The 8,014-nt window shown below is 51.4% G+C and carries 7 protein-coding genes, 2 rRNA genes and 1 pseudogene; 4 read left to right on the top strand and 6 right to left on the bottom strand.

Annotation, left to right across the window (positions count from 1 at the left end; translation table 11 throughout):
* Positions 1 to 421 precede the first annotated feature (421 nt).
* Entirely contained in the window at positions 422 to 1,738 is a 1,317-nt protein-coding gene (locus D1841_RS15430; protein ID WP_347564026.1) for a DHHW family protein, read from the top strand.
* Positions 1,739 to 1,809: 71 nt separating this feature from the next.
* Here the strand turns inward: D1841_RS15430 and D1841_RS15425 are convergent, their stop codons facing one another.
* The 5 genes from D1841_RS15425 to D1841_RS15405 form a co-directional block, all read right to left on the bottom strand.
* Entirely contained in the window at positions 1,810 to 2,625 is an 816-nt protein-coding gene (locus D1841_RS15425; RefSeq protein ID WP_161880081.1) for a bifunctional 2-polyprenyl-6-hydroxyphenol methylase/3-demethylubiquinol 3-O-methyltransferase UbiG, read from the bottom strand.
* Positions 2,622 to 3,119, bottom strand: a complete 498-nt coding sequence (locus D1841_RS15420) for a pyridoxamine 5'-phosphate oxidase family protein (RefSeq protein WP_161880080.1) — start codon at positions 3,117 to 3,119, stop codon at positions 2,622 to 2,624. Before D1841_RS15420 ends, D1841_RS15425 begins: the two co-directional genes overlap by 4 nt.
* Positions 3,120 to 3,414: 295 nt before the next feature.
* On the bottom strand, positions 3,415 to 4,086 hold the full coding sequence (locus D1841_RS15415) for a hypothetical protein (RefSeq protein WP_160644428.1): 672 nt from the start codon (positions 4,084 to 4,086) through the stop codon (positions 3,415 to 3,417).
* A 208-nt stretch (positions 4,087 to 4,294) separates the two neighbouring features.
* Positions 4,295 to 4,411: ribosomal RNA gene (rrf, locus tag D1841_RS15410) — 5S ribosomal RNA — on the bottom strand.
* A 177-nt stretch (positions 4,412 to 4,588) separates the two neighbouring features.
* Entirely contained in the window at positions 4,589 to 5,299 is a 711-nt protein-coding gene (locus D1841_RS15405; protein WP_160644429.1) for an ATP-binding protein, read from the bottom strand.
* Between the two features lie 384 nt (positions 5,300 to 5,683).
* Between D1841_RS15405 and rrf (D1841_RS15400) the strand changes: the two genes are divergently transcribed.
* A 5S ribosomal RNA gene (gene rrf / locus D1841_RS15400) occupies positions 5,684 to 5,800 on the top strand.
* A gap of 87 nt (positions 5,801 to 5,887) precedes the next feature.
* Here rrf (D1841_RS15400) and D1841_RS15395 read toward each other — a convergent pair.
* Positions 5,888 to 6,856 (bottom strand): annotated as a pseudogene (locus D1841_RS15395) (helix-turn-helix transcriptional regulator).
* Positions 6,857 to 7,162: 306 nt separating this feature from the next.
* On the opposite strand from D1841_RS15395, the gene rplM reads away from it, so the two are divergent.
* Both rplM and rpsI read left to right on the top strand, forming a co-directional pair.
* The gene (gene rplM / locus D1841_RS15390; RefSeq protein WP_160644431.1) at positions 7,163 to 7,591 is read left to right on the top strand and encodes a 50S ribosomal protein L13; all 429 of its coding nucleotides are present in this window, start codon (positions 7,163 to 7,165) and stop codon (positions 7,589 to 7,591) included.
* Between the two features lie 16 nt (positions 7,592 to 7,607).
* A complete protein-coding gene (gene rpsI, locus D1841_RS15385) occupies positions 7,608 to 8,009 on the top strand; it encodes a 30S ribosomal protein S9 (RefSeq protein ID WP_160644433.1) in 402 nt (133 codons plus the stop codon).
* Positions 8,010 to 8,014: the final 5 nt, after the last annotated feature.

Raw genomic sequence — 8,014 nt, 5'->3', positions numbered from 1 at the left:
GCAACATGTTCAGCTTGGCAGTACTAATAGGCCGAGGGCTTGACCATATACTTTTTCTTGAGCACCTGCTTTGGTGCTTCTTGCTTCCAGCTTTATTCAGTTTTTAGGGTACAAACCCAATGAAAAACTCATCCAGTCGGATGGGTTTTTTGGTTTTCTGGGGAAGAAGATGAGCCGATGGCACAAGCGATGATTTTTGACATGGGGGAGTATACAGGGATGCACTTGTCCTGTGAACAGCATTTTACATTGACTTCTTTCCTGCCCCGTGTTATACTATGAAATATAGAATTGTACTGGGCAAGGCAACATGGCAGCGTCCAAGCACATCGCGTGGTATTGGGAAGATGTGTCGAGGGCGTTTTTTTGTTATCTTGTAGAAGCCGAAAAAGCGCGGATTTTGTATCCCTGTTTTTTCTGAATGTACATACCGCAAAACATTGAGAAGGGAGCGGCACAGGGTCTGCTTGGAAAATTATATGGGCAGGCCCTGTGCTGCACGGTGATGATTTTGGAAAAGGATTATATTGTACGCAGAATAGACCCTAATACACCCCGCCGGCTTCCCAGGCGGCCTCCGCGCCGACGGCGGTCCAGAGGCAGGCTTCCGCTGGGCCTGCTGGCGGGAGCGGCTGCTTTAGTTGTGCTGGTTGTGGTATTAGTTTTAATCTTTACCTCGAAAGGAGATAAGGAGGAAACGCCCGATGACCTTTCTTCCCCGCCCTCTCAGGCCAGCGTTTTTTCCCAGCCTGTAGAGGTTGATTCTGCTCCAGAAAGCCAGGCGGATCCAGGGCCTTCCATGCCGGAACAAGAAGCCCCGGATGGTGAACCAGAGGATTTTGACTCTATGGTAGTGGTGGGGGATACCGGATATGCCTGTTATAAGTTTTCTCAGGAACAGGCCATTGCCTATATTGAACTGGTAAGCTATGGAGCAAGCATCCTGCCGGAATCAGTTACCCTATATGACATGATAGTGCCTACCAGCCTGGATGTCCTGCTGCCGGAAAGCTATATCACAGAGTATGAAATTGACAGTTCCGATCAGCGTAAAGCTATTGAGGAATATATCTATCCATCTATCCAGAACCTGAGTGAAGAAGTGAAAACCGTCTCTCTTTTTGACCCCTTGCGCATGCACTGCAATGAATACATATATCTGCGCAGCGACCGCTGCTGGACGCAGTTAGGCGCTTATTATGCCTATGTGGAGTTTTGCAAAGCTGCTGGCCTTACCCCCACAGATTTGGAGGACTTTGAGGAAAGAAACTATGAGGGATACCTGGGCGGCTTTTACAATATGACTGCAAGCGATGCAATGGGGTCAAACCCAGATACCATTACAGCTTACCATTCTTCCGCTGACGCTTCATTTTCTTATACCAGCCAGGACGGGGAAAGAGGAGAGAACTGGCCTGTTATTCAGAACGGGGATTCCTATGGCTCCAGTATGCTGAACCTGATTTTTATGGCAGGAGGGCAGGCCTATTCGGAAATTGTCAACCATGATTTAGATGACGGCTCCACCTGCTTGGTCGTGGCGGATTCCATGGGAAGCACCTTCACGCCCTTCCTGGTAGACCATTATCAGTACATCTATATGATAGACTACCGTACCTACAGCGGCAGCGTGCCAGACTTGGTGGAGGAAACAGGCGCTGAGGACGTTATCCTTCTCAACAGCATTACCATGACCTCTGATGAGGATTTGATTTCCGATTTGTCCACTGTTTTCTAAATCTGCCCTTTTACCTCTTCTAAGCTGCCTTAATTTAAAAATCCCCCAGCCAGTAGACGGCTGGGGGATTTTTAGTTTGCCGCTCTTGCCACAGCAAGAAAATGAGGGCTTAGGCCTAAAAGGGACGGCTCCTGCTCTGTCATGCGAACCAGGGACAGCAGATTTTCCCGGCAGGCAGGATTTCCCCACTTTTCAGAAAGGCTGGGGGCAAGCCACGCGCAGCCTTCCACAGCATAGAGGGCATTTACAGAAAACCCAGCTTCCGCAAGCTCTTCCTGGAAGCCTTCCGGCGTGTGGAAATAGGCGTCGCACAGGCAGTTATACTGGGCAGGCTTGCAATGCCTGCCTGTCAGCAGTTCCTCCCGCAGCATCTCCCTGTAAACGGGATCGTCTATGTAGTCATTCTTAAGGCCATATACAGACAGCGCCCAGGTCATAGAGCTGTATTTGGATATGCCTGCCGCAAACAGAAGTCCGCCCGACCGCAGCACCCGGAGGGCTTCCTGCAAAGCCTGCATCCTGTCCTCTTTTTCCTGCAGATGGTATAACGGCCCCAGTAGCAGGCAGACGTCGGCAGAGGTCTCTGGAAAGGGCAAGCAGCGCGCGTCCCCTGTCATCGCCGTATAGGGGGCGCTTTGGCAGGCCTTTGCCTTTTCCACGGCAGATGGGGCCAACTCAAGCATGGTAACCCTGTGCCCTTCGGCGGCCATCCAGTCTGCATAATAGCCTGCGCCGCCTCCTATGTCATAGATGTCCATAGCAGGCCGCAGATAGCGGCTGATAAGCTCTTTAGTGCGGAAACCCTCCACAACCCCCAGCCCCTGCTCCAGCCGGTTTTCCTCGCCGCCCTGCTGGTAAAAATCACGCACCTTGTCTATGGTGCTCATGGGTTCCGCCTTTTTACCAGTTCTATAGCCTCCTTGCCTGTCATGTGCTCAATCTCCAGCTTGATAATGTTTACGCGTGCCCCAGATTGTTCAATTTCACTTTCCAGCCGCTGGGCGCTTTCCATGGGCGCATATTTTATCCCCAAGGCCCGCAGGGCATTGCGTACTTCTCCGGCTTCTTCCAGAAGGGTGGCCTGCCCAAAGGCAATCACGCTGCGGAAATAGGTGGTATATTTCTCGGGTACAATTTCATCCTGATCCACTACGCAAAAAGAGGCTTTGGAGCAGTTTTGCAGGGCCTCCAGTTTATGCCCTTCCTTGGCGCAGTGGAAATAAAGAGCGCCGTCCTGGTATATATAGCTCAGGGGAACGGCATAGGGATAGCCTCCATCTCCCAGCACAGCCAGCACACCCGCTGTATTCCGGGACAAAATTTCCTCGCACGCTTCCCTTGCAAGCTCCTGGCGCCCCCGCCGCATTTTCCGAAATTCCATTCTTTTCCCTCCAAACAAGTTTTTTGCGCGGATAAAGAAAAAGGCCCATGCACACATCTTCTATAGTAAGCGCACAGCTAGATAAAAAACAGAGATTTTTTATCCGCGCAAACTATATGACCTAACGATGTGCATGGACGCTATTGCAGTTCCCTACCCGGTGGCAGTTTTACCACTTCAGTATAGCACTGGGGAAAGGGGAAGTCAACCAGGCTATAGAGAAATATAAAGAGTAGAAAACGAAAAAAAGCCCGCAGCCTTTCTGCTCAAAAGGCTGCGGGTAAAAATATTATATTTATTGCTGAGGAGGCTGGGGTGGTTCAACAGCAGGAGGCTGAGGCATGGAGCCGCCCTGTACATCAGGCACAACTGCCGGAGGGGCGGCCTGCATACCCTGCTGAGGGGGCATGGGGTATCCCTGCATCTGCTGCATGGGAGGCATTCCCTGCTGGCCCTGCTGTACGGGAAACCCGTTCTGTACAGGAGCCTGCTGCTGGGGAGGATACTGTATAGGCTGCCCATAGGGGGCCTGAGGGAAAACTGGCTGCTGCTTCACAGGCCGGGGCTTCTGTTCCCCTAAAATGCGGTAAGCGAGGCCAGACAGCAACGGGATATTGGCATCCTGATCCCGGCAGACCCGCAGGATGGCTATCACGCACAGCACCAGCAGGCCAACGTATGCCAGCACAGAGACGATGCGGAACACGCCATAGATAAAGTCATAGAAGAAGCCAATGGAATGAGGGACTATAAAGGAAACAAGCGTGTAGGCGGTTTCCAAAAAGAAGGTAGATGCCAGCGACAGGATAAAGCCCTGCAGCACCTGGCGCACAGTCCACTTGTCCCCTTCTGCCAAAAGGACGAACCCCAGCAGCAGCCCGCACAGCAGGGGCTGCTTGAGCAGGGCCAGCACAAAGGCCAGGACAGCATAAAAGGCCAGGCATAGGCCAAATTTTCCTTGTTTCAAAATGTAATTTCCTCCCTTGTAATGGTTTACAGAATCAATTCTGCTCTAAGTGTAAGCGATTCCCAGAGCCAAGTCAAGGGGTTTCAGAAAATTGAAAGGAATTTGTGGAAAAGAAGTTGGAAACGGCGGGAAATTCCAGGTAGGGCATAAAACATAAGTGCCGCAGGAAAAGAAAAAAGCAACTACTCTTTTGAGTAGTTGCTTTCAGTGTTGGCGAACACCTATCTTCCCGAGCCGTCGCCAGCCAAGTATTGTCGGCACGAACGAGCTTAACTTCCGTGTTCGGGATGGGAACGGGTGGACCCTCGCCGTAATCAACACCAACTTGTTTTTTTCCGTCTCTCTCGACGGCTTCATTATAATACCACAGCCGGAAGAAAATTGCAACCCCTTTTTTAAAAAAAATTGAAAAAATTTTCCAGGGGAGCCACCGCCCTGCTCCGGGAGGGTTCTAAGCGCAGATTTTCCGCGGTTAGGCAAAGGAAAGATGCCCCTGGCAGAATTACCAGCCGTCCAGCCCGGCCCGCTGCATAGCGCCCAGCAGTTTTGCCCGCAGATCGGGGAACTGGCGGGAAAGGGATTCTAAAAGCTGTTCCGTATCCTTGCGGGCTGTAAGGCCGTCTGCAGGGCACCCGCTTTTTACAACAGGCAGGGACATACGGCTGCAGGCGTTGCGGATTTCCCGCTCCTGGCAGAAAACCAGAGGCCGCAGAAGGGTGATATTTTTCCGGCTGAGGTAGGTTTTGGGAGAGAAACAGCCCAGCTTGCCGCCATAAAAAAGGTTCATCAGCAGAGTTTGCACCGCGTCATCCTGATGGTGCCCCAGGGCCAGCTTGCCCGCCCCTTCCCGCAGGCAAAGGTTGTGCAGGATTCCCCGGCGCATCCGGGCGCAGAGGCTGCAGGGGTTCGGCTCCTTGCGATCTTCAAAAATCACGCGGCCCAGGTTTGTCTTTTCTATTATGTAAGGGATGCCCAGGGACTCGCATAACTGGGATACAGGGGCAAGATCCATTTCCCGACCGCCGAAACAGGGATCCGCTGTAAGGGCTATCAGGGAAAAGGGCTTGGGGTAATAGCGGGACAGGGCAGATAAGGCACACAGCAGGAAAAGGGAATCCTTCCCGCCGGAGACGCCTACCGCAATCTTATCCCCTGCCTCAATCATCTGATATTTTTCCACTGCCGCCCGTACCTTCCCGATAAGCTTATCCATGGGCCTGCCCCCTTTCCGCTTACCATCATACTGGAAAACCGGGGAAAAAGCAAGATCAGTATATAGCAGCTTCCTCTTTCCTTAAGAAATAGGCCAGAAACAGCCCAAAAGGAAGCATACGCCGCAAAACAGAAGCCCCTTTGACGGTTTTCCAAAGCCTGCGAACCCCTTTTATTAGGAATTTTTTAAACAAATAGGTGCAAAGCGCTGGAGATATGGGAATCCCACGCATGAAGAAAACACAATATATAGAGTTAAAATGTACTTTACAATCTATATTTTGCAATAAAGAGGAAATCTAAAAAAAAAATTGAAAAAAAGCTTGCATTTTGCGGCGGGCTGTGGTATTATAATGAAGCCGTCGAGAGAGACGGCAAAAAACAAGTTGGTGTTGATTACGGCGAGGGTTCACCCGTTCCCATCCCGAACACGGAAGTTAAGCTCGTTCGTGCCGACAATACTTGGCTGGCGACGGCCCGGGAAGATAGGTGTTCGCCAACACTGAAAGCAGTCACCCAGTAGGGTGGCTGTTTTTTTGCAATAAAGGTTTCCAAAAAGCAGGCGGCTGTTATACAGCCGCCTGCTTTTCTATATTTTCTTTACAGGACGCACATATTTCCAATACCGCGTGCAATCGTGATAGAAATAGAACACCCTGCCTGCTGTAGTATCCAGGCAATAGCCTGCGGCAGAAAAATCGAAAGATTTCATAGCCGCTTCAATTTTTTCCTCCACAGCTTGGTTTTCTGTTTCATAGTCAAAAGGCCCATGCTCAAAAACGATGTATTCCCCTTCCGGCACATCCATAAGCTGCATTTGCGGGGGAATCTCCCCCTGGTAATCCGCAGGCAGGCGGACGCCATAGGCTTCGGCAAGGGGTATGCCCCAACTGCATATCCTTCCCTCCGGTGCGTTTATGAATGCCATCACCTGGCCGCTGCCGCTGTTTGCCTCCTTCCCGCCCAAATCGTCCAGCTTCCCTTTGATGCTTTCCAGAAGCCCGCAGATTGTTTCGCAGTCCTGGCCAGGGATCTGGCTCTGCTTCTGCTAGAAATCCCAGTAGCCAATGCTATCATAATTCCGGATATGCAGAAATTTATGGGCGGGAATTGTAACCAGATACGTTTTTATAGTTCCTTTTGTATTTGCCATCGTGGTTCCGCCTATTTCAGATATATAACAATCAAAGGGCCTGAGGATGGTTCGCAGTACAACAGGGACAGGATGCCGCCGGTAGGCGCTGGGCATAATACCATAGGCTTTCTTGAAGGCGCGGGAAAAGGCCTCGTGGGAAGAAAAACCATATTTCAAGGAAATGTCCAGAATGCCGGTTTCTGTGTCCCGGAGATCCTTTAACGCGAAGGCCAGCCTTCTGGAACGCAGGTATTCCCGGAACTGCATACCGGAAATTTCCCGGAATTTCCTGGAAAAATAGAATTCAGAATATCCCTGCTTTTCCGCGAGGCATTTCAGGGCCAGAGCATCATCTTTTTGGTTTTTGATATAGCGGTCTATGTCGTTTATAGCGCCCTGAATGTTCTTATGCCACTGATACATGGTACACCCCCCTGACCGCTATGCATATAAGGATACGGCATGAAGGCCGGAAATGCTTGATTTAAGTTGCCCTCTCCATTTTAGCACAAATTCTTTTATATGCAAATTGAAAATGGGAAGGGAGTATAGAGGAGAAAATAGAATGAAAAATCGAGCAAAAAGGAGCAGGTGCCGCGCCAATCAAAAAATAGCGGGGGAGGTGTTGACTTTAAAGCAGGGCTGTGGTATGATGTAGACCGTATCACAAAGACGAAACCAAGCTTGCTTGCCAAAGGCGGAGCAAGACAAATGGAGGTAGAAAAAGCTATGTCAACTACGATGCCAAAAGCTGGGCAGGTCGAGCGCAAGTGGTATGTCATTGACGCTGCCGGCAAGCCCCTGGGCCGGGTAGCTGCCCAGGCTGCAGTGCTGCTGCGGGGCAAGCACAAGCCCACCTTCGCACCCCATGTGGACTGCGGCGACCATGTAATTGTTATCAACTGCAAGGATGCCGTACTCACCGGCGGCAAAGCAGAGAAGAAGTTCTATTACCGCCATACTGGCTACATCGGCCATTTAAAGGCGGTGCGCTATGACACTTTGATGAAGACAAAGCCCGAGATGGCCATGGAGCTTGCTGTGAAGGGCATGATCCCCTCCAACTCCATTGGGCGCAACGCTATGGGCAGGCTGCGGGCCTATGCCGGAAGCGAGCACAAGCACGCCGCCCAGAAGCCCGATGCCTGGAATATGTGAGAGGAGGACATAACCTATGTATGAGACTGCACCTTATTTCTACGGCACTGGCAGAAGGAAAAGCTCTGTAGCCAGAGTCCGCGTATATCAGGGCACAGGCAAGGTCACCATTAACGATCGTGACATTGACGACTATTTCGGCCTGGAAACCCTGAAGTATATTGTCCGCCAGCCCCTGACCCTGACTGGCACAGAGGGCAAGTTTGACATCGTGTGCCGGGTTTCCGGCGGCGGCGTAACAGGGCAGGCTGGCGCCATCCGCCATGGCGTGGCCCGGGCACTGCTCCAGTATGACAGCGAGAACCTGCGTCCTGCCCTGAAAAAGGCCGGGTTCCTTACCCGCGACCCCAGAATGAAGGAACGCAAGAAGTACGGCCTCAAAGCGGCTCGTCGCGCTCCGCAGTTCAGCAAGCGTTAAATTTT

The organism is Neglectibacter sp. X4 (assembly GCF_009917365.1).
In the GTDB taxonomy this organism is placed as follows: domain Bacteria; phylum Bacillota; class Clostridia; order Oscillospirales; family Acutalibacteraceae; genus Acutalibacter.
This window is presented reverse-complemented; position numbering and strand designations above follow the sequence as displayed.

Coding starts and splice junctions, on each gene's coding strand:
- D1841_RS15430 (WP_347564026.1), top strand. CDS start 422: ATGTACATACCGCAAAACATTGAGAAGGGAGCGGCACAGGGTCTGCTT.
- D1841_RS15425 (WP_161880081.1), bottom strand. CDS start 2,625: ATGAGCACCATAGACAAGGTGCGTGATTTTTACCAGCAGGGCGGCGAG.
- D1841_RS15420 (WP_161880080.1), bottom strand. CDS start 3,119: ATGGAATTTCGGAAAATGCGGCGGGGGCGCCAGGAGCTTGCAAGGGAA.
- D1841_RS15405 (WP_160644429.1), bottom strand. CDS start 5,299: ATGGATAAGCTTATCGGGAAGGTACGGGCGGCAGTGGAAAAATATCAG.
- rplM (WP_160644431.1), top strand. CDS start 7,163: ATGTCAACTACGATGCCAAAAGCTGGGCAGGTCGAGCGCAAGTGGTAT.
- rpsI (WP_160644433.1), top strand. CDS start 7,608: ATGTATGAGACTGCACCTTATTTCTACGGCACTGGCAGAAGGAAAAGC.